Origin of the sequence: Nesterenkonia alkaliphila, from assembly GCF_009758175.1 — a bacterium.
GTDB lineage: Bacteria > Actinomycetota > Actinomycetes > Actinomycetales > Micrococcaceae > Nesterenkonia > Nesterenkonia alkaliphila.
On sequence record NZ_WRPM01000033.1, the window covers coordinates 1 to 20,461 of the forward strand.

The following is a 20,461-nucleotide window of genomic DNA, read 5'->3' on the forward strand; positions in this document are numbered from 1 at the left end:
AGGCGGGCCACGCTTTGCCCGCCGAGAGCGGCGGCGACCCGTGCGGCGCCGCGGGACCAGCACCGAACATCGTGTCGTAGAAGCCCCCGCCCTGACCCAGCCGGAACCCGGCAGTATCCACGGCGAGGGCTGGTGCGAGCAGCACGATCCGGGAGCTCGTGCAGTCTGCGCCCAGCAGCTGGGGAAGGTTGATCCGTTCGCCGAGCGGTTCATCGACTGGGGCATATCTGCTGCGGCGCAGCTGCGTCTGCGGAGTCCACCGGGCCCAGTTCAGCAGGCGCAGCTGCGGATCCGCGATCACCGGGACAAAGACCTCTCCCCCGCGTTCGAGATGGGCTGAGAGGAAGGGCCGCAGATCCGGCTCCCCTGCCATGGGCAGATAACCGAGTACCGCGGCGTCGTACCTGATCTCCTCCAGGAGCACCTGGCCCAGCTGATCCGCGCGGCGGGAGATCTCCTGAGGGCTCAGCTGGGCCCGGGCAGCGCGCAGACTCCGGCGCATCTGGGCCTTGGTGGGGGCGGCCATCAGATCCAGGACTGCAGCCACATGCGCAGCCGCCACTGATCGTAAGAGATGAACTCTGCGGTCCAGACGGGCCAGAAGAACACCGAGACCGCCACTGCCAGTAGCACAAAGCAGATCACCAGCACAGTGTTGCGCTGCTGGGCGGAGGCGATCTGCCTGCTGCTGCGCTGCCTGCCGGAGGCGGTGACCTCTCCGGTGCCGATGCGCAGCACCAGGGCGGCCAGCACCACGAGGGTGAGGATCAGGAAGGGCTGGTAGCTGATGGTGTAGAAGAAGAACATGGTCCGGTCCGGGAAGGCCAGCCAGACGACGAAGCCTGCGGCGAAGCCGGAGAGGATGGCCCCGTAGCGCCAGTCGCGGCGGCCGATCCACAGCAGCAGTACTGCCAGCAGGCCCAGAACCCCGGTCCACCAGATGAGCGGATTGGCCAGGTCCAGCACTGCCGAGGAGCAGGAGGGGTACTGGCAGACCTCTCCGGTGTGCTCGTACACCTCACCCTGCTCCCGGCCCTGGTAATGCATCGAGACCGGCCGGCCCATGAACAACCAGGTCCAGGGGTGGGAGGCGTACTCGTGCTCGGAGTCCAGGCCGGTGTGAAAGCTGGTGGCGGAGCTGTGATAGTTCCACAGGGCACGCAGCGGGGCGGGGAGCAGCCCGGCAAGGCCCTCAGCCTGATCGTTGTCCCGGTCTCTGGCCCCTGAGCTGAGCAGCCAGCCGGACCAGGTGGCGATATAGGTGAGGGTCGCCACCGGCAGTACGGTGAGCACTGCGGGCAGGCCGTCGTAAAGCAGTCCGGCCCGCGCCCAGCGGCGGATCCCTACTGTGCGCCGGGCGTTGATGTCCCAGAGCACCACCATGATGCCGAAGACCGCGATGAAAGCCAGGCCGGAGAGCTTGACCCCAACCGCGCAGCCCAGGGCCACGGCAGCGGCCAGTCGCCAGGGGCGCCACAGCAGCAGCGGGCCGAAGTCCCATTCCTTGGATTCCGGCGCCGCCTGAGCAGCCCAGGCAGCCAAGCGGCGCCGTCCGCTGTACCGGTCCGCCAACAGGGCCCCAAAGGCAGCGAGCACAAAGAGCATCAGGAAAATGTCCAGCAGAGCGACCCGGGACATCACCAGATGGTGGCCCTCCACTGCGGTGAGCACCCCGGCCACAGCCCCGAGGAACACCGAACGGAACATCCGCTGGGCGATCAGGGCGATCAGCAGCACACCCAGGGCCCCGGCCACTGCGGAGGAGAGCCGCCAACCGATGGCATCCTCCACTCCGTAGGCGGCGATGCCCAGGCCGATCAGCCATTTGCCCAAGGGCGGATGCACCACAAAGGAGCCCTCGTCCAGCGGCTGGGGGTTCCCGGCCTCCCAGTGCTCGTCGGCACCCTCGGGCCATTCCAGCTCATAGCCGGTCTGCAGCAGGGCGTAGGCGTCCTTGGCATAGTAGGTCTCGTCGAAGATCAGTGAATGCGGGTTGCTCAGCCCGTCCAGCCGCAGCGCGAGGGCGACTGCGGCGATGCTCAGCGGCACCAGCCAGCCCCACAGCCCCGCCCGGAATCGGTCCGCGCCCAGGCGCAGCTCCAGGCGGCTGCGGGTCAGAGCATCGGTCACCCTGGATATGCTACTTGGCGGGAAGTAGACGACTAGGGAGGCAGATGCCGTGAGCTCCGAACGAAGTGCTGCAGCGACTTCAGGTGTGGGGCCCGGCGAGGCCCTGCCGGACGAGGCGCACACCTTTCCTCAGGGACCCGCGCAGGTCTCCAGCGACTCTGCGGGCCACGTTCGGGACCAGGCGGGGGCTGCCCCCGCCGCCGGGGCTGACTGGCTGTGGGAAACGCCGCTGGTGCTGGCCGCCACACCGATCGGGAACCTGACTGATGCCACCGAGCGGCTGCGGATGCTGATCCGCAGCGCGGAGATCATCGCCTGCGAGGACACCCGCAGCACCCGTCATCTGATCCAGCGCCTGGGTGAGCAGACCGAAGCCAGGCTAGTCAGTCTGCATGAGCACAATGAGGCCGCCCGCTCCGCCGAACTGGTGGCGCAGGCCGCGGCGGGCACCCGGATCCTGGTGGTATCCGATGCCGGGATGCCGGCAGTCTCCGATCCCGGGCACCGACTGGTGCGCGCGGCTGTGGCGGCGGGAGTTCAAATCACCGCAGCACCAGGGGCCTCTGCGGTGCCCGCTGCCCTGGCGCTCTCCGGACTGCCAACCGGGCAGTTCAGCTTCGGCGGCTTTGTGCCGCGAAAGCAGTCCGAGCGCGCCGCCCTGCTGCAGCGGCTCAGCGGGGAGGAGTGGACCACGGTGCTCTTCGAGTCCCCGCACCGCATCGCCGCCACTGTTGCGGAGTTCGCCGCCGCACTGGGTGCAGACCGTCCGGCAGCAGTGGCCCGGGAGCTGACCAAGAAGTACGAGGAGGTGCTGCGCGGGGGTCTGGGTGAACTGGCCGCAGACCTCGCAGACCGTCAGGCAGGCAACGGGCTGAAGGGCGAGTTCGTCCTGGTGCTGGGCGGGGCCTCCCCCTGCGACGGGGGCACCCAGGAGGTGATGGAGCTTCAGGAGGCAGCCGACGTCGTGATAGGCAGGGCCGAACAGGGCGAGAAGCTCAAGACAGTCGCCAAGGAGATCGCCGGGGCCCACGGCCTGAACGCCAGTGAGCTCTACGACGCCGCAAACCGCAGGCGCGCTGCCGGGAGGAATCGGTAAGCTGGCCGCGTGACTACTGCAGAGACTGCCCAGGACACTGTCATTCGCGAGACCACTACTGAGCCGATCGCCCGGATCAGTGATGATGTCAACGTGACCCACGGGGTGCTGGCGCTGGCCGAGGCGCAGCCGGACCACCCCGTCTACGCGGTACGCAATGGAGCCGGCGGCTGGCTTGATGTGACTGTCACCAGCTTCCTGGAACAGGTGCGGGCGGTGGCCAAGGGGCTGATCGGCCTCGGCGTGGAGCCGGGCAGCAAGGTCGCGGTGATGTCTGCCACCAGTTACTCCTGGGCGGTGGTGGACCAGGCCATCTGGTTCGCCGGGGGGATCTCGGTGCCGGTGTATGAGACCAGTTCCACCCACCAGATCGCACACCTGCTGGCCGACTCCCAGGCCAAGCTGGTGCTGATCGGTGATGAGGCGCTGCGCACCAAGGTCCAGTCCGGGGCGAATATGGCCCATGGCAAGAACTCGGGGGTCGAGATCTACCCCATCGCCGGCACCGCGGACCTGGAGGAGATCGCCGCCAATGCCACCAATGTGACCAACTCCCAGCTGGAGGCCGCGCGGAGGACCGCCGGGGCCGACGACGTCGCCACTCTGGTCTACACCTCCGGCACCACCGGTAAGCCCAAAGGGGCGCGGATCACCCACCGGAATCTTGCGGAGGGAGCGGCCAATATTGTGCCTTTCGCCTCCGATATCCTCGGCGAGGGCGAGTCCCGGACCCTGCTGTTCCTGCCGCTGGCACATGTGCTGGCTCGGGCGGTGCAGCTGATCTGTCTGCACCGCGGCATCCAGGTGGCCCACACCGGAGACACCGCGACCCTGATGGAGGATCTGAGCAGTTTCCGCCCCACCTGGCTGCTGGCTGTGCCCCGAGTGTTCGAGAAGGTCTACCACTCGGCGGCGGCGAAGGCTGAGGCCGAGGGCAAGGGCCGGATCTTCGAGGCCGCCCGGGCCACTGCCGTGCAGTACTCCCAGGCGGTGCAGGCCGCTGCAGACGGCACCGGCTCCGGTCCGGGACTGGGCCTGCGGGCCAAGCATAAGCTGTTCGCCAAGTTGGTGTACGGCAAGCTGCTGGAGAAGCTTGGCGGCGAGGTGACCCATATGGTCTCGGGGGCCTCCCCGCTGAGCCCGGAGATCGTGCACTTCTTCACCGGGATCGGGGTGCCGGTCCAGGAGGGCTACGGACTTACCGAGTCCACCGCACCGATCACGCTGAATATCCCAGGCGCCACCCGGATCGGCTCAGTGGGGCTGCCGGTGCCGGCCAATACGGTGAAGATCGCCGAGGACGGCGAGGTGCTGCTGAAGGGTCCAGTGATCTTCGACGGATACCACCAGAGCGAGGCCGCCACCGGGGAAGCCTTCGATGAGGAGGGATTCTTCCGCTCCGGAGACCTGGGGTCCCTGGACGCTGACGGGTTCCTGACCATCACCGGGCGGAAGAAGGAGCTGATTGTCACCGCCGGCGGGAAGAACGTCTATCCCACACCGCTGGAGGAGACGGTGCGCAGCCATGCGCTGATCGCCCAGACTGTGGTGGCCGGGGACAATAGGCCCTTTGTGGCCGCGTTGGTGTTCCCCGATCCGGAGGCGGTGGCCGCATGGGCGCAGCGCGCAGGATACGGCGAGGAGCTCACCGTGGCTGAGGTGCTGGCCCATAACGGAGCCGGGGCCGCGCTGCGCGCTGAGGTGGAGCGGGCGGTCCAGGCCGCCAATGAGCTGGTATCCCAGGCCGAGTCCATCCGTGAGTTCCGGATCATTGACGCCGAGATCTCCGAGTCCTCGGGGCATCTGACGCCTTCGCTGAAGCTGATCCGCGCCAAGGTGCTCAGTGACTACGCGGAGACCCTGGAGGAGATCTACGGCTAGCCCCTGGCGCGGCCGGGCGCTGACCCATCCGCCGGGTGCCGGCTCACTCGCCGCGCCGCCGGGACCACCCTGCGCGCCGCAGTAACCGCCCCGCCGCGCAACCGATGACTACCGTGCTCCCACCTTCAGCGCTATGCCTAGAGCTGTTCACACTGCCGAGTGCTATAGCTCTAGGCGGTGCGAACAGCTCTAGGCGTGGGGTGGGCAGCTCTAGGCGTGGGGCGGGCAGACTCACCAGTGAGGCGGTTTTTCGCGTTTGAGCCACTCAGCAAGGGAGTCGCTGTCCTGCTGTTCACCCTCACCCGCGCCCTGCAGCGGATCATAGACCTCAGACTCCAGTTCCTCGGGCTGACCTGAGGTTCCGGGGGCGGTGACCCTGCGGTGACCCCGCCGCTTGGGCGGCTGATCCCCCGGAGCGGCGGGTGTCCGTCCCTCGGCACTCACTGCTGGAAACGGCGCTGATCGGGGGCCGGGTACTGCTTGTTACGGCGCTGGGCGTCCTCATCCTCAGCATCGGCTGCTCCGCCGAAACGGATCTGGCCAGTACTGCTGCTCAGCGCAGCCCGGCCGTGCTGGGCGAACTCGGGCCCGGCGCCCAGGCCCACTTTCTCAGCGACCAGCTCCGTGGTGGCCCTGGGGTCGCTGAATACCTCGATGGTCCACAGCACCAGAAAGTCCCATCCCAGCTCCTGGAACCGGGCCGGGCGCAGCCTGGAGCGCTCCCGCACCGGAAGCTCCGCATAGCTTGGAGTGCCGTCAGAGACCATAGCCACCGGGGTGACCGGGGTCTCGGCGGTGATCCGCCGCGGACAGGCGGCCAGGTCCAGGGTGCCGCGGAAGCCATCCTCCACCCGCCCGCCGCGGGCCCGGATTCGGTCCACCAGATCCAGCACCAGCGGATCGGTGAGTTCTGCCGAGCTTGAGGGGTTGGACTCCAGACCCCCGGCCCCGAGCTGCAGTAAGTCATGGACCAGCGCAGCGCCCTGGCCTAACCGAGAGCGGTCCAGATCCTCAGGCCCGATGGAGCTGACTACAGTGAGCCGGCCGCGGGCGCGGGTCACCGCCTGGGCGAAGTACTCGCGGCCACGCGGCCCCGAGAGCTCGCCGAGCTCATGGGCTGGCTCCCCCTTCACGCTGCGACCGTAGCCCACTGAGAAGATCACATCATCGCGGACCACGCCGTGGGCCCGTTCCACCGGGGCCACCACGAACCGTTCCCCAGTGCCCGTCCCGGCGGCGCCGGAGCCCGATCCGCCTGGGACACCGGCAGCCCCGTGCTCAAAGAAGGGCGCAGCCCACTGGTGGTTGGCCAGGTGCAGCCGAATCGCATCAGCCACGCGTTTGGCGTGCCACTCTGAGCCGGTGACCACCGCCAGAGACCTGTTCCGGTGCGCTCGGATGTGCTCGAAGACCAGGTCCACCACCCGGTTGACTTCCGCTGTGGGCGATTCCACCGGTTCGCGCCCGCCAGTTGCTCTGACCTGTTCCAGACTCAGCCGGCGTCCCTGACCGGTGAGCTGGGCGGCGTCGGGCAGGCGGAACAGCTGACCTCCGTAGAGGGCCTCGGAGAGCAGTTGGGTCAACTCCTGGTCCACGCCACGGTGCACCTGACGCAGCCGGTGCTCGGGCAGGATCCGGGCCAGCTCGCTGTAGATGGACTCCGGAACCTGCGCCTCAGCCTCGCGGGCAATCGGATCAGCCGAGACGATCATGGGTTTAGGCGCTCCGGAGGCAGGGTCGCCGAAGGCCACTACCTGCTCCGCACGGGAGATCGCCCCCAGGGCCGCGGGGACCGCCAGGGTCTCCGCGTCCAGCAGGATCACCGCATCGAAGCTGGGCTGTTCTTCGGCTGGCGGGAAGTGCGCTGCCATGCCCAGGGGGGAGGTGGTCCAGATGGGCACCAACGGCTGGGTCAGCTCACGGTCCACCGACTCCAGGGCGGCCACCGTGGGCTCGGACTCGCGGAGCAGGCTGCGCAGGTGTGCGGCGGCCTGGGGATGGGACTCCACCGCTGATTTCCAGCGCACTGCCAGAGTGTGGTTCAGCCGTTGGGCACCAGAGGCAATATGGGCGGCGTCGGCCTTTCTGAACTCGGCCTCGATGCGGCGCAGGTTCTCCCCGGAGGTCATCGCCAGGTATTCGTCCCCGGAGATCATCGCCTCCAGGGCCGACTGCCACCAGGCCAGCTCCAGCTCATCGGCCACCCGATCGGCCGGAACCTGGCGGGCTGCCAGATCCTCCAGCAGCTCAGCGAAGCCCTGCTCGCTCAGCTGCTCGAACAGCAGGGTACGCTCCGGCAGGGTCTGCAGGGAACGTTCATCCTGAGCCAGTGCCTCCACCCCGGAGAAGAGCTGGTCAGCAGGCACATCGAACAGTGTGGTGCCCGCCTCGTCCACCGGGGCCAGCACCGCCACCAGCTTCTCCAGCCGGGACTGGACGTGGCCCATCCGGTCCACCAGGGCGTCGAGGTTCCGGGGCACCTTGGGCAGTGAACCGTTCAGCGCGCGGTCTACCCACTGCTCACGCTCGGACTGCACATCCACCAGGGAGCCGTGCAGATCACTGATCGAAGCGCCGGGGCGGATGTACTCTTTGGCCACTCGGCGCAGCCGAGATCGGGCCACTGAGCTCATCTCCACATTGTGCTGGCGGCGCCACCAGCCAGGTGCAGTGGCGGCAATCAGATCGTCCACGTCCCGGGCATAGATGTCATGGCTGAAGCGGCCCAGGGACTCCTGGACCCGCTGGAAGAGCAGCACTTGGGAGTGCCAGTCGGCGAAGCTGTCTCCCGGGCGGGCGTCCACCGCTTCACAGGCTGAGACCATTTGTTCGCGCAGCTGCGGGAGCTCGGTGCGCAGCTCGGTGACCAGCTCCTGGGCGTCGGAAGTCTCCTGGCGATTGGAGAGTTTGGCGCCGAACCAGGGGCTGGTCCGCGTCTCGGCGGAGAACTCACCCAGCTCAGCGATCCGTTTCAGCTTCACCGCTACTGGAGAACGGTCCACAGTGTTGTCCAGCACGGAGCGTTTCAGCCGCACCGATGTGCCGGGAGCGGGGTTGAGGCTGGTGAGGGCAGCTAGGGCCTGCATAGCCTGATAGGGGGAGCAGTTCCAGCGCTGGCGCACCTTATGGAGACTGGCCACATGGTCGCTGAGCTGCAGCCTGCGCTCGGCGAGCTTTTTGTGCAGCTCGCCGAGCCGGGGCGGCTCTGCCCGCTCCACTCGTTTGACCGCACGGATCACCTGGGCTTTGAGCTCCTGCGGGGACGACGCCGCGGAGACCTGGGCAGCCAGAGTACCCGCCTTGGCAGCGGAGAGCCGCTGGCTGAATTCGTTGAGTGTGGCGGTGCGCTCAGCGACCACCAGCACCCGTTTGCCTGACCAGGCCAGGCCGGCCGCGGCGTTGACCGCGGTCTGAGTCTGACCGGTGCCCGGTGGTGCGGCAATAACTGTTGAGACTCCCGAGAGCACCGCGTCCAGGGCGGCCTGCTGATCCTGATCGGCGTCGAGGACCAGGTGTTCGGAGGCTGGGGCGCGATCGTTCAGCGGGGGCAGGGCCCCGGAAGCTGCCAGGGCCTGGCTCTGCTCCAGCTTCTGCCCTGAGGCCAGCAGCTGAAGCAGAGGGTGGTCCAGGTGCAGGGCCTCGGGGTTCCCCAGATCAGCAATATCGGCAAAAGTGGAGACGTAGAGCTGCTTCCAGACCTGCAGGTTGCCCAAGGCCGAGCCCGGTTCGTTCTTGGCCGTCTCGGCGGAGATCCTGGTGAGCAGATCCGCGGTGCGGGCGGCGTCGAACCGGGCCGTGACGTAGCCGGCCTGGTAGAAGTCCTGCGGATCCAGGATCACCCCGTGGGTCTGGGCGAAGTGCCGGGCCAGGGCAGGGTTGAGTCCCGCGGGACCGGTGAACTGCAGCTCATAGTCCGTAGCGGCGGAGCGAGGCTCCGTGCGGTGCCGCAGACTGATCGGGATGAGCATCACCGGGGCGGTGAAGGACTCGGTGCCTGCGCCGGTGGTCTCGGTCCAGGAAGCGATGCCGGCTGCCAGATAGCCCACCTCGATCCCGCGTTCCTCAGAGAGCTCGCGAGTCTTGGCCCTGATGTTGGCTGCGGCTTTAGCCCCCGGCGCGAAGGAGCTGGGATCATTGAGCAGCGTCGAGAGCCGGGTGCGCCGGCCGCCGAAGAGCTGCATGATCCCGGAGGAGTTGGCTTCGGTGAGGTCAATGCTGTTGTGCTGGCTCGGGGTGAAGCGCAGCATAGTGTCATTCTCGGTGCCGGTGCCGTGGGACTCTATCCAGCTGACGATGGGCGCAGTGGTGTGTTGGGCATCAGCAGCCGAGGCCGCGTCGTCGTGCGCAGAATCCTCGTGGACAGGGGATTCCGCAGAAGAGGCGGACGTATTGTCAGGCACCGGTTCCCTCCACACAGCTCACTTGGTCTGGAGGAAGATTACCGCTACTCCCATTCGATCGTCCCCGGCGGTTTCGAGGTCACATCGAGGGTTACCCGGTTGATCTCCTCCACCTCGTTGGTGATTCGATTGGAGATGGTGGCCAGCAGGTCATAGGGCAGCCGTGACCAGTCGGCGGTCATCGCATCCTCAGAGCTGACCGGGCGCAGCACCACCGGGTGGCCGTAGGTGCGGCCGTCGCCCTGGACACCTACAGAACGCACATCGGCCAGCAGCACCACCGGCATCTGCCAGACCTCGGCATCGAGGCCGGAGGCGGTGAGCTCCTCACGGGCAAGGGCGTCTGCCGCACGCAGGATCTCCAACCGGGACTCGGTGACCTCGCCGATGATCCGGATGCCCAGCCCCGGGCCCGGGAAGGGGTGGCGCTGCACAATCTCGGCGGGCAGTCCGAGCTCAGCACCCACGGCGCGGACCTCGTCCTTGAACAGTGCCCGGAGCGGCTCCACCAGCTTGAAGTCCAGGTCCTCAGGCAGCCCGCCCACGTTGTGGTGGGACTTGATGTTGGCTGCGCCTTCTCCCCCGCCGGATTCGACGACGTCCGGGTACAGGGTGCCCTGGACCAGGAACTCGACTTTAGCGCCGTCTGCCTCGGCTTCCTCCAGGATGTTGCGCTCGGCCTCCTCGAAGGCGCGGATGAACTCGCGGCCGATGATTTTGCGCTTGGCCTCGGGGTCGGTGACGCCAGCGAGGGCGGAGAGGAACCGCTTCTTCTCATCGGCCACGTAAAGCTTGGCTCCGGTGGCGGCCACGAAGTCACGCTCAACCTGCTCGGCCTCACCCTCGCGCATCAGGCCATGGTCCACGAACACGCAGGTCAGCTGATCGCCGATGGCTTTCTGCACCAGGGCCGCAGCCACGGCGGAGTCCACTCCTCCGGAGAGTCCGCAGATGGCCCGAGCCTCGCCGACCTGGGCGCGGATCGCGGCGACCTGCTCTTCAACAATATTGCCCGTGGTCCACTCCGGAGTCAGACCGGCGCCCTGGTAGAGGAAGTTCTCGATAACCCGCTGACCCTGCGGGGAGTGCTTGACCTCGGGGTGCCACTGGACTCCGTAGAGACTGCGGTCTTCATCGGCGAAGCAGGCCACCGGTGCGCCCGAGGACGTGGCCAGGACCTCGAACCCCTCAGGTGCCTCCGTGACTGCGTCGCCGTGGCTCATCCAGGTGGTCTGAACGGTGTCGGTGCCGTCCAGCAGGCTGTGCGGGGCGCTGGTGCTACGCACCTCGGTCTTACCGTACTCGCGGTCCCCGGTCCGGGCGACGGTGCCGCCCAAGGCGTGGGCCATGGCTTGGAAACCGTAGCAGATGCCCAGCACCGGTACCCCTGCCTCGAAGAGCTCGCGCTCCACCTCTGGGGCACCCTCGGCGTAGACACTGGCCGGGCCGCCGGAGAGGATGACCGCCGCGGGCTTGCGGGCGATGATCTCCGCCGCAGGCAGGGTGTGCGGGACAACCTCGGAGTAGACGCGGGCCTCGCGGACCCGGCGTGCGATCAGCTGGGCGTACTGAGCGCCGTAATCGACCACCAGCACCGTCTGGGCTGCGTGGTCGGGGCGCTCGGCGGCAGGGGTGAGAGTCTTCGCAGTTGTCACCCGTACATCCTACTCAACTGCGCCGCCGACCATCAGACGAGTTGCGTATTACCGCCCGTCAGCCGGGCCCCCGGTGGCGGGGATCCAGACTCGCATCGCCTGGGGTCCTCGGTTGGCCCATGCGTAGTAGGGAATGGCGGTCAGCAGTGCCCGCCCCCCGATGGGCGAGGCGGAGGCCTTTTCAGTGTAGAGCTCCTCCGGATCATCGCCTCTCGGCCGCTGCAGGAAACCGCTCATTTGCAGTATGGAGACCCCGCCCAGCAGGTCGTGGCGATGTTCAACAGTGATCGGCGCGGCGGTGTCCAGCACCAGGTTCTCCAGCACTGACCCCGATGGCTGGTCGCAGCTCTCGAAGGCGTAGATCAGCGGTCCCCTGGCGACGGCGACTGACCCCCTGGCCGCCTCCACCCGCGGATCGGCGTAGAGGAGACGCGGGCGCATCGGCAGCTGAAGCTGCAGGCTCTGGCCCGGCCTCCATCGGCGAACAGCGGTCCAGTACTGCCCTGCGGCGGCCAGCTGGCCGCCTACCTTAGCCCCCGCTGCCCAGGCCGGAATGCGCAATGAGATTGCCGCGGAATGATCCGGGGCTGCTTCGATGCTGACCTGCACCTGGCCCGACCAGGGGTAGTCGGTGCGGATATGCAGGATGAATCCGGCAGCCTCCACGGTGCCGGAGGCATACTGGTGCAGCTGAACACCACCGGTCTCCGCGCTGCCGGTGGTGACCATATATGACTCCAGACTGGCCAGCATGCGCATCAGATTGGGCGGACAGCAGGCGCAGTCGAACCATCTGTTCCGACCAGCAGCCGGGTCACGGTCCCCCTCCGGCTGCGTGGTGCTGCTGACCTGGAGGGGGTTGACGTAGAAGAACTTGTCCCCCTCCAGGGAGACCCCGGCGAGAAACCCGTTGAAGAGTATGTGTTCGATCTGGTCGGCGTAGACCGGCTTCCCGGTCGCCAGCAGCATCCGCCACGCCCACTGGACGGCACCGACCGCCGCGCAGGTCTCGGCATAGGCCCGCTCATTGGGCAACTCATAGGGAGAGCCGAAGGACTCCCCCTCCCAGCGGGAGCCCAACCCGCCGGTAATGTACTGCTTGGTGGTGCGCATCTGCTGGTACTGCTGCTCCAGGGCCACCAACAGCTCGGTATCTCCGGTCTCCACGGCAAGGTCGGCGGCTCCAGCGGCCAGGTACATCGCGCGGACGGCATGTCCCTCTACGGTCTGAGCCTGCCGGACCGGTACCCGGTCGGAGAAGTAGCTGGGACCGGCGATCTCACTGCGGATGGTGGCCGCTCCCCTGGCCTGCACAAACCATGCGGCGAGCTCCAGGTATGCCCGGGTGCCGGTTTCCCGGTAGAGCTCGACCAGCGCGGACTCGATTACCGGATGTCCGTCCAGAGCCCGATTCTTCTCTGGTCCGAAGACCTCCACCATGTGATCGGCCAGTCCGACGGCGATCTCCAGCAGCTCGGTGCGCCCGGCAGAGCGGGCCAGGGCCACTGCGGCCTGGATCAGATGGCCGGCGCAGTAGTGCTCATGGCTCCATGGCAGGTTCTGGTAGCGCTGGCCGGAGCGCAGTGGGATCACCGCATTGAGGTAACCGTCAGGCTTCTGGGCAGCTTCTAGCAGCCTGACGATCTGCAGCTGCTGCTCCAGGGAGGCTGCATCCCGGCTGCAGGCGTAGTCCCAGGCCGCGGCCTCCAACCATTTGTACACATCGGAGTCCGCGAACTCCGGTCCCCGGGGTAGGCCCTCCTGCTGGCCGGCGGCGATCCGCAAATTCTCCAGATTCCCGGCGGACTCCAGCTGCTGGGCGCCCAGCGGCAGGGTCACTTGCCGATTGGTGCTCATCCGTTGAGCCCAAAAGCCCTCTGTCACGCGCACTGTGCCGGCGGCCACCGGTCGCAGCGCAACTTCCGCACGCTCGGTGGGCAGCACCGGGCTCGGACTCGATGCGGGGCAGAGACTCATCGGCACAGACACCTCCTCAGCAGGTTCACAGCCCCTGGGCCAGCCGGTGGTAGGCGGCGTTCCAGCGAAGCTCCTGGCCGAAGCTGCGCGGGCTGCTCGCTTGATCGATCACGGCCAGTTCGATCCCAGCGATCTCGGCCAGATCCTCGAAAGCCTCCAGGCCGAGCGCTGTGCTGAGCACAGAGTGGTGCGCGGCTCCGGCCATCAGCCAGCATTCAGCGCTGGTGGCGAAGTCAGGCTCGGGCTGCCAGACCGCGTGGGCCACGGGCAGTCGCGGCAGCGGTGCATCCGGGGGCACCAAGTTGACCTTGTTCACGGTAAGACGGAATCGCTCGCGCAGATCAGACATAGCCACCACTACCCCGGGTCCCGGATCAGCGGTGAACACCAGCCGCGGCGGATCCTCCCGGTCCCCGATGGCCAATGGGTGGATCTCCAGCCGGGGCGTCTCCGTGGTCAATGTGGGACAGACCTCGAGCATATGGGCCCCGAGGATCTTCTCCCGGCCCGGAGTCATCTCATAGGTGTAGTCCTCCATCAGAGATGCTCCCCCGGGTAGTCCGTAGCCCATCACCTTGGCTGCCCGCACCAACATCGCGGTCTTCCAGTCCCCCTCTGCGCCGAAGCCGTAGCCGGCGGCCATCAGGCGCTGCACAGCCAGTCCGGGCAGCTGGCGCAGCCCGCCGAGATCCTCGAAATTGGTGGTGAAAGCAGTGAAGCCGCCCTCGCTCAGGAACTCTCGGATGCCTACCTCCTGGCGGGCAGCGTATTCCAGCTCCTGCCGACGCCGGCTACCGGGGACCATACTGCTGACTACCTGATATGCGGCGTCGTACTCGGCTACCGTCTGCTGGATCTGCTCCTCGGTGACCGCCTCCACCCTCTCCACCAGGTCATTGACGGCCCACGTGTTCACCGAGGTGCCGAGCCGGATCTCAGCCTCGGTCTTATCGCCTTCGGTGACCGCCACATTGCGCATATTGTCGCCGAACCGGGCCAGTCGCATAGTGCGCAGTGCGTCCCAGCCGGCGGCTGCCCGCACCCATGTGCCGACCTTCTGGCGGACCGTCTCGGCTGAAGCATGGCCGACCACGGTTTTGCGCCGCTGCGAAATGCGGGTGGCGATGTATGCAAATTCCCGGTCACCGTGGGCGGCCTGGTTGAGGTTCATGAAGTCCATGTCCACCTCACCCCAGGGAAGTGTGGCCTCCGCCTGGGTGTGCAGGTGCAGCATGGGCTTGTCCAGCGCGCCCAGCCCAGCAATCCACATCTTGGCCGGGGAGAAGGTATGCATCCACACCACCACACCCAAGCAGGTGGGGTCGGCATTGGCGGTCAGAGCGGCGCGATGGATCGAGGCCCGGTCCTTCAGCACTGGCTGCCATGTGACATCGGCCGGGATCTGCGGGGCCTCATCGAGCGTAGCCGCCACCCGCCGCGACTGCTCGGTCACCTGGTTGAGGATCTCCTCTCCGTAGAGGTCCTGGGATCCGGTGAGGAGCCAGATGCTCTTGCCCTCGAAGGGTGATGGAAGTGTGGTCACTTAGCTGTTGCCTTTCTGGCCGTAGACGTTTTGGTAGCGCTTGTAGAGAGAGTCGATATGGTGCTGGTCGATGCGTTCCGGCCGGCCGTGGGTCCGAGCCAGGTGCACAGTGCGGGCCACCTCCTCGCACAACACGGCGGCCTTGACCGCCGAGCGGGCGTCCGTGCCCACGGTGAAAGGGCCGTGCCGGTCCATCAGCACTGCCCTGGAACGCGTGCTCAACAGGGTCTGGACCAGCCCGCGGCCGATGGAGTCGTCCCCGATGAGCGCGAAGGGGCCCACGGGGATGTCCCCGCCGAACTCATCAGCCATCATGGTCAGCACGCAGGGAATCGGTTCAGCCCGGGCGGCCCAGGACGTGGCGTAGGGGGAATGGGTATGCACCACTCCCCCTACGCCAGACATATGCCGGTACACATAGGCATGGGCGTTGGTATCGGAGGAGGGCTGCAGATCGGCGCTGGTGCCGTCCTCGATCTTCTGCCCATCCAGGGTGCAGACCACCATGTTGTCCGCGCTGAGCTCGTCATAGGAGACTCCGGAGGGTTTGATCACAAACAGCTCAGGCTCTCCGATCTGAGCGGGAATCCGCTCTGATACATTGCCTGCAGTCCAGACCACCAGGTCATTGCGAGGCAGCTCCTGGTGCAGGGCTGCGACTCGCTCCCGGGCAGCGGTGATCCTGGCCTGCTGCTCTGGTGTCAGGTTGATGAACTTCAGACTCATGATGCCTCCTGCTGCCCTAGGACCTGGCGGCGCAGCGCCTTGAGCCTGCGCATCACTGTATTTCCCCCGGCGCCAAAGTAGTCGTGCAGCCGGGTGTACTCCTGGTAAAGGGTGGAGTAGGCGGTCACCCGCTGAGGGTCGGGCACAAAGGCGGCGCGCTGCCGCCCGCCCATCGCTTCAGCGGCCGTGGGCACATCCGGATAGGCCCCTGCCGCGGCGGCGGCGTGTATGGCCGAGCCCAGCGCGGGGCCCTGCTGGGAGATGATTGTGGAGATGGGAAGTCCCGTGACATCGGCGTAGACCTGCATCAGAAAGCTGTTCTTCAGCAGCCCACCGGCCACGATCAGCTCCTGGACGGGTACTCCCGAGCTGTCGAAGGACTCGATGATCCGCCGAGTCCCGAAGGCGGTGGCCTCGAGCAGCGCCCGGTAGCCATCCTCGGGCCGGGTGGTCAGGGTTTGGCCTAGGATGAGCCCCGAGAGCTCATGATCCACCAGCACAGATCGGTTCCCCGAGTGCCAGTCCAGAGCGATCAGGCCGTGGGCCCCCACCGGCTGAGCGGCCGCTTTCTCTGTGAGCAGCTCGTGCACGCTCAGCCCGCGCTGCTGGGCCTGGTCACGGTACTCTCCGGGCACCTGGTTGTTGACGTACCAGGCGAAGATATCGCCGACGCCGGACTGGCCGGCTTCATAGCCCCACCGGCCCTCAGTGATGCCCCCGAGCACCACACCACACATTCCGGGGACATCGGCCAGTTGGTCGGAGTTCATCACATGACAGGTGGAGGTACCCATTATCGCCACCATTTGGCCTGGTTCCACCGCAGTGGCGGCCGGTGCGGTGACATGGGCATCCACATTCCCCACCGCCACCGCAATCCCCTCCGGAAGCCCGGTCCAGCCGGCAGCCTCGGCGGTGAGCCCTCCGGCGCGTTCACCCAGCTGACTGATCGGATGGGCCACCTTCTGGTCCACAAAATCGGCGAAATCCGGGTTCAGTGCGGTGAGGAACCCCCGGTCGGGGTAGCTGCCGTCCTGGTAAATCGCCTTATAGCCGGCGGTGCAGGCGTTCTTGGTGTACCGGCCGGTGAGCTGCCAGACAATCCAATCGGCTGCTTCAACCCAGTGGTCGATGGCGGCGTAGACCTCTGGGTCCTCCTCCAGGATCTGCAGGCCCTTCGCGAACTCCCACTCTGATGAGATCGCTCCTCCGTAGCGGTCGATCCAGGGCTCACCACGCTCATGGGCCAGGTGGTTGATTCGGTCGGCCTGACCCTGGGCAGAGTGGTGCTTCCAGAGCTTGACATAGGCGTGCGGGCGATCAGCGTACTCCGGCAGCTCATTGAGCGGGGTGCCCGCTGCGGTGACCGGGACCATGGTGCAGGCGGTGAAATCGGTGCCGATGCCGATGACCTGCTCCGGATCTGCCGCGGCAGCCCGGAGCGCGGCGGGTACCGCGTGCTTCAGCACTGAGACATAGTCCGCCGGCACCTGCAGCGCCCAGTCCGGCGGCAGCTGCTGCCCCGAGCGGGCGCTGAGGGCGGTGTCCATCACGCCGTGTTCGTATTCGTGCACGGCTGTTCCCAGCTCGGCACCATCGCTGACCCGCACCACCAGGGCGCGGCCGGAAAGCGTGCCAAAGTCCACTCCCACCACCAACTGCTCGGCCTCCGGTGCGCCGCCGGCGGGGGGCTCAATCTGCCATGACATCAGTATGGTTCATCTCCTCTGCGGCCTGCAGCTCAGGGCCGCTGCTCAACGATGGACATCACGGCCCAGGGGGCGAGCTCGGTATTAATGGTCAGAGTCCCTTCGGCATCGGCCAGGAACTGCTCCTCGGCCAGCTCATCAGCCAGGGCGGCGAGCCGGTGGGTCTGCTCAGGGGACATATTCAGCGGAGCGCCCATGGCCTGCCAATGGGCTACCGCATTGCCGTGATACAGGTCTAGGGTGCGGGCCAGGTACCGGGACCCGGGGGTAAGCCCCTGGATGAGGTGCTGGATGCGACGGGCAGTGCCGAGCCGGGAGAACTCATCATCGGCCCGCTGGTGGGAGCTGGCCGAGCCGACGGAAGCGGTTCCCATTTGTTCTGGATAGTTGAAGAACACGCAGGAGATGGCCCCCGTACCGCTCTGCGCGCTGATCACCCCGTGTGGAGTGTGCTTGAGCTTCAGGTCGCCGAGCTGGCTGAGCGCGCGAAAGGCATGATAAGTGGGCTTGTGGATCCCTTGGGTGTTGATCAGCCCGAATCCGCCGTGGAAGGGGCCGATCCCGGCCCCACCCTCCTCAAAGATGTCGGTGAAGGTCCAGTAGGTCACCGAATCGGCGAGATCGGCTGCGTCCAGGTAGGCCCGAGTGATGTAGGCGGCTGCATAGACGGTGTCATGCATAAAGTCCCTGCCGGAGGGGGATGTGGACCATTCCGTGATATGCAGCTCAGCCTCCGGATAGGGGCTGGAGGCAATGATCTGCTGCAGCAGCTTCAGATCATCGGTGGTTGCATCGGCGTAGCGGCTGATGCTCACCGTGTCCCCATTGACCCCGTAGGCGAAATCAGTGGGATAGAGATGCGTGGTGATGAAGTCGATGGGCACCCCGCGGCTGCTGCACCACTGGATGAATTCCTCGATCCACACTGGGCGCCAATCCAGGGCGTCCGCATCGGTGGCCGCAGCTGTGGCATGCTGCGCGGTCTTGTCCTCTGTCTCCCCGGCGTAGCGCGCATCGGGGACGAACACACTGGTGGAGGGCCCGCCGACTTTCAGCTCGGCGTCGATAGCCTTGACCGCCGCGGCGGTGGCCTCATAGAGCTCGAAGTACTGGGTCTTCGTCCCGGTCCAGAAATGCGGGACCAGGTTCGGCTCGTTCCACACCTCGAAGTGCCATTGGCGCACCTCCTGGATCCCGTATCGGCTGATCCAGTGCTCCACGGTGTGAGCCACTAGCTCGGTCCACCGGTCCATACTGACCGGCGGGCTGCAGTGGGCCCCCCACCAGAACACCGTCTCGGTCTCGGTCGCGATCGATCGCGGCATGAAGCCCAGCTCCACGAAGGGCTTCACCCCTAACTCGATGAGGTAGTCGAAAAGCGCATCGACATAGCTGAAGGTATAGACCGGCTCGGGGAGAGGATTATCGGGGCCAAACCCGCCTCCGTAGCTCTCCCGCAGGACGAACATATCGTCGTGGAAGATGCCGTGGAAGCGGATTCTGCGGAATCCCAGCTGCTCTGCAGCCTCGCTGAACTGGCGCTGCCAATCGGCACGCAACCCTTCATTGGCCCGACCGGCCCCTGCGCTCTCGTTCCAGATATGCTTCAGCGGGGAGGCGATGACCTCCTGGCCGTCGACGATGTAGCGCTGGCTGTAATTGCTCAATTGATGCTCCGCCTCACGCGTTCTGCACATCCAACAGCACCACGGCCCAGGACAGAGCCGGCAGCTCGATGCGGACTGCAGACTCCTCGATGCTGACCGAATCCAGCGGCACCAGCTGCACGGCGCTCTGATCCTGCTCAGTATTGGCGGTGTGCCGATCTCCGTCGGCGGGGATGGTCAGCACCTCGGCGCTGCGCACCGAGGCTGGGCTGAGCCCGTTGAGCCGCAATTGCACCTCCGATAGCGCGGAGATGTCCCGGTTCGCCAGAAACAGGGCGCAGACTCCACTGTGCTCGTCCCAGGTGGCGGCGGCGTCGACCACATCTACATCCCCATAGCGCTTAGTGTGCATCTTCCCCGATTCCACAGCCAGGCTGAGAATCTGCCCTCGGGCATGCTGAGACATCCTGGCGAAGGGCCAGAATGAGCTCTGCCGCCACGCCGGCCCGCCCTGCTCGGAGCGGATCGGGGCGATCACATTGACCAGCTGAGCCTGATTGGCGATCTTGACTCGGTCTCCGTGCCGCAGCAGCGAGTTCAGCAGGGTTCCGACCACCACGGCGTCGGTGACCGAATAGGTGTCCTCGATCAGCCGCGGATGCTCCACCCACTCGGCGGCTGCATGTTGGTCGGGTTCCGCGCCCTCCTCGGAGTGCAGATACCAGACGTTCCATTCGTCAAAGGCGATATTGACCTGCTTGCGGTGCTTTCCGGCTGCCTTGACCGCATCGACAGTGGCCACCACACCGTCGATGAAGGAATCCATCTCCACCCCAGCGGCCAGGAAGCTGGCAACGTCGCCCTGATGCTCCTGGTAGTAAGCGTGCATGGAGATGTAGTCCACCTCGGAGTAGGCGTGAGAGAGCACGGTGTGCTCCCAGGTGCCGAATGTGGGCATGCCGCTGCCGGAGGATCCCACGGCCACCAGCTCGATAGTGGGATCCACCAGTCGCATCGCCTTGGCGGTCTCCTGGGCCAGGCGTCCGTATTCCTCGGCGGTCTTATGGCCAATCTGCCAGGGCCCGTCCAGCTCATTGCCCAAACACCAGATCTTGATCCCGAAGGGATCCTCCGGCAGGCCGACGGCCGCAGCGTTCTTCCGCCGGAGATCAGACCAGTAGGTGCCCCCGGAGTGGTTGGCGTACTCCACCAGGGCCCGGGCCTCCTCGACGCCGCGGGTACCAAGGTTGACTGCCTCCATCACCTCGGTGCCGGCACGTCTGGACCACTCCACGAACTCATGCAGTCCGAAAGCATTGGTCTCGATGCTGTGCCAGGCCCCGTCCAGGCGGACCGGCCGGTCCGCCACCGGCCCCACACCGTCCTCCCAGTTGTACCCCGAGACGAAGTTGCCCCCGGGGTAACGGATGATGCTCGGGCCCATCTCGCGGACCAGTTCCAGGACGTCCTGGCGGAATCCCTGGCTGTCGGCAGCGGGGTGCCCCGGCTCGAAGATACCGGTGTAGACGCACCGGCCCAGATGCTCCACGAATGAGCCGAAGAGCCTTCGCGGAACCTCCGCCACGGTGAAGTCCTTATCGAGGGTTATGCGGGCCTGATGCATGTATCTCCTTAGGTGTTCTGCTGTGGCTCATGGTGCGCGGCAAGGCTGTCATTGCTTGACCGAGCCGAGCATGATGCCGCGGACGAAGTATTTCTGCAGGAAGGGGTAGAGGC

General features: G+C 66.5%; 12 protein-coding genes. 2 read left to right on the forward strand and 10 right to left on the reverse strand.

Going from position 1 to position 20,461, the window contains the following annotated elements:
- Both GNZ21_RS05420 and GNZ21_RS05425 read right to left on the reverse strand, forming a co-directional pair.
- Positions 1 to 547 (reverse strand): 5-formyltetrahydrofolate cyclo-ligase (locus GNZ21_RS05420; RefSeq protein ID WP_157322112.1); only part of this gene is annotated, 547 nt, incomplete at its 3' end.
- Complete coding sequence (locus tag GNZ21_RS05425; RefSeq protein ID WP_229659580.1) at positions 526 to 2,130, reverse strand: dolichyl-phosphate-mannose--protein mannosyltransferase; 1,605 nt, start codon at positions 2,128 to 2,130, stop codon at positions 526 to 528. The genes GNZ21_RS05425 and GNZ21_RS05420, both read right to left, overlap by 22 nt.
- A gap of 49 nt (positions 2,131 to 2,179) precedes the next feature.
- On the opposite strand from GNZ21_RS05425, the gene rsmI reads away from it, so the two are divergent.
- Both rsmI and GNZ21_RS05435 read left to right on the forward strand, forming a co-directional pair.
- The gene (gene rsmI, locus GNZ21_RS05430; protein ID WP_229659579.1) at positions 2,180 to 3,226 is read left to right on the forward strand and encodes a 16S rRNA (cytidine(1402)-2'-O)-methyltransferase; all 1,047 of its coding nucleotides are present in this window, start codon (positions 2,180 to 2,182) and stop codon (positions 3,224 to 3,226) included.
- A 9-nt stretch (positions 3,227 to 3,235) separates the two neighbouring features.
- A complete protein-coding gene (locus GNZ21_RS05435; protein WP_308805470.1) occupies positions 3,236 to 5,107 on the forward strand; it encodes an AMP-dependent synthetase/ligase in 1,872 nt (623 codons plus the stop codon).
- 440 nt (positions 5,108 to 5,547) lie between these two features.
- Here the strand turns inward: GNZ21_RS05435 and GNZ21_RS05440 are convergent, their stop codons facing one another.
- Genes GNZ21_RS05440 through arfA form a run of 8 tightly spaced genes read right to left on the reverse strand, consistent with a single transcriptional unit; the run spans position 5,548 to position 20,348 of the window.
- Entirely contained in the window at positions 5,548 to 9,507 is a 3,960-nt protein-coding gene (locus tag GNZ21_RS05440) for a DUF4011 domain-containing protein (RefSeq protein WP_157322114.1), read from the reverse strand.
- A gap of 44 nt (positions 9,508 to 9,551) precedes the next feature.
- Positions 9,552 to 11,162: a glutamine-hydrolyzing GMP synthase gene (gene guaA, locus GNZ21_RS05445; protein ID WP_373868458.1), complete on the reverse strand. Its 1,611-nt coding sequence runs from the start codon at positions 11,160 to 11,162 to the stop codon at positions 9,552 to 9,554.
- A 48-nt stretch (positions 11,163 to 11,210) separates the two neighbouring features.
- A complete protein-coding gene (locus GNZ21_RS05450) occupies positions 11,211 to 13,139 on the reverse strand; it encodes a glycoside hydrolase family 127 protein (RefSeq protein WP_157322140.1) in 1,929 nt (642 codons plus the stop codon).
- 25 nt (positions 13,140 to 13,164) lie between these two features.
- The gene (gene araA / locus GNZ21_RS05455) at positions 13,165 to 14,682 is read right to left on the reverse strand and encodes an L-arabinose isomerase (RefSeq protein WP_188503765.1); all 1,518 of its coding nucleotides are present in this window, start codon (positions 14,680 to 14,682) and stop codon (positions 13,165 to 13,167) included.
- Positions 14,683 to 15,408, reverse strand: a complete 726-nt coding sequence (locus GNZ21_RS05460; protein WP_157322116.1) for an L-ribulose-5-phosphate 4-epimerase — start codon at positions 15,406 to 15,408, stop codon at positions 14,683 to 14,685.
- The gene (gene araB / locus GNZ21_RS05465; protein WP_157322118.1) at positions 15,405 to 17,117 is read right to left on the reverse strand and encodes a ribulokinase; all 1,713 of its coding nucleotides are present in this window, start codon (positions 17,115 to 17,117) and stop codon (positions 15,405 to 15,407) included. Before araB ends, GNZ21_RS05460 begins: the two co-directional genes overlap by 4 nt.
- 32 nt (positions 17,118 to 17,149) lie before the next feature.
- Positions 17,150 to 18,784 carry a GH39 family glycosyl hydrolase gene (locus GNZ21_RS05470; RefSeq protein ID WP_229659577.1) on the reverse strand — a complete coding sequence of 545 codons (1,635 nt, stop codon included), beginning with the start codon at positions 18,782 to 18,784 and terminating at the stop codon, positions 17,150 to 17,152.
- A 13-nt stretch (positions 18,785 to 18,797) separates the two neighbouring features.
- Complete coding sequence (gene arfA, locus GNZ21_RS05475) at positions 18,798 to 20,348, reverse strand: arabinosylfuranosidase ArfA (RefSeq protein ID WP_157322122.1); 1,551 nt, start codon at positions 20,346 to 20,348, stop codon at positions 18,798 to 18,800.
- Positions 20,349 to 20,461 lie beyond the last annotated feature (113 nt).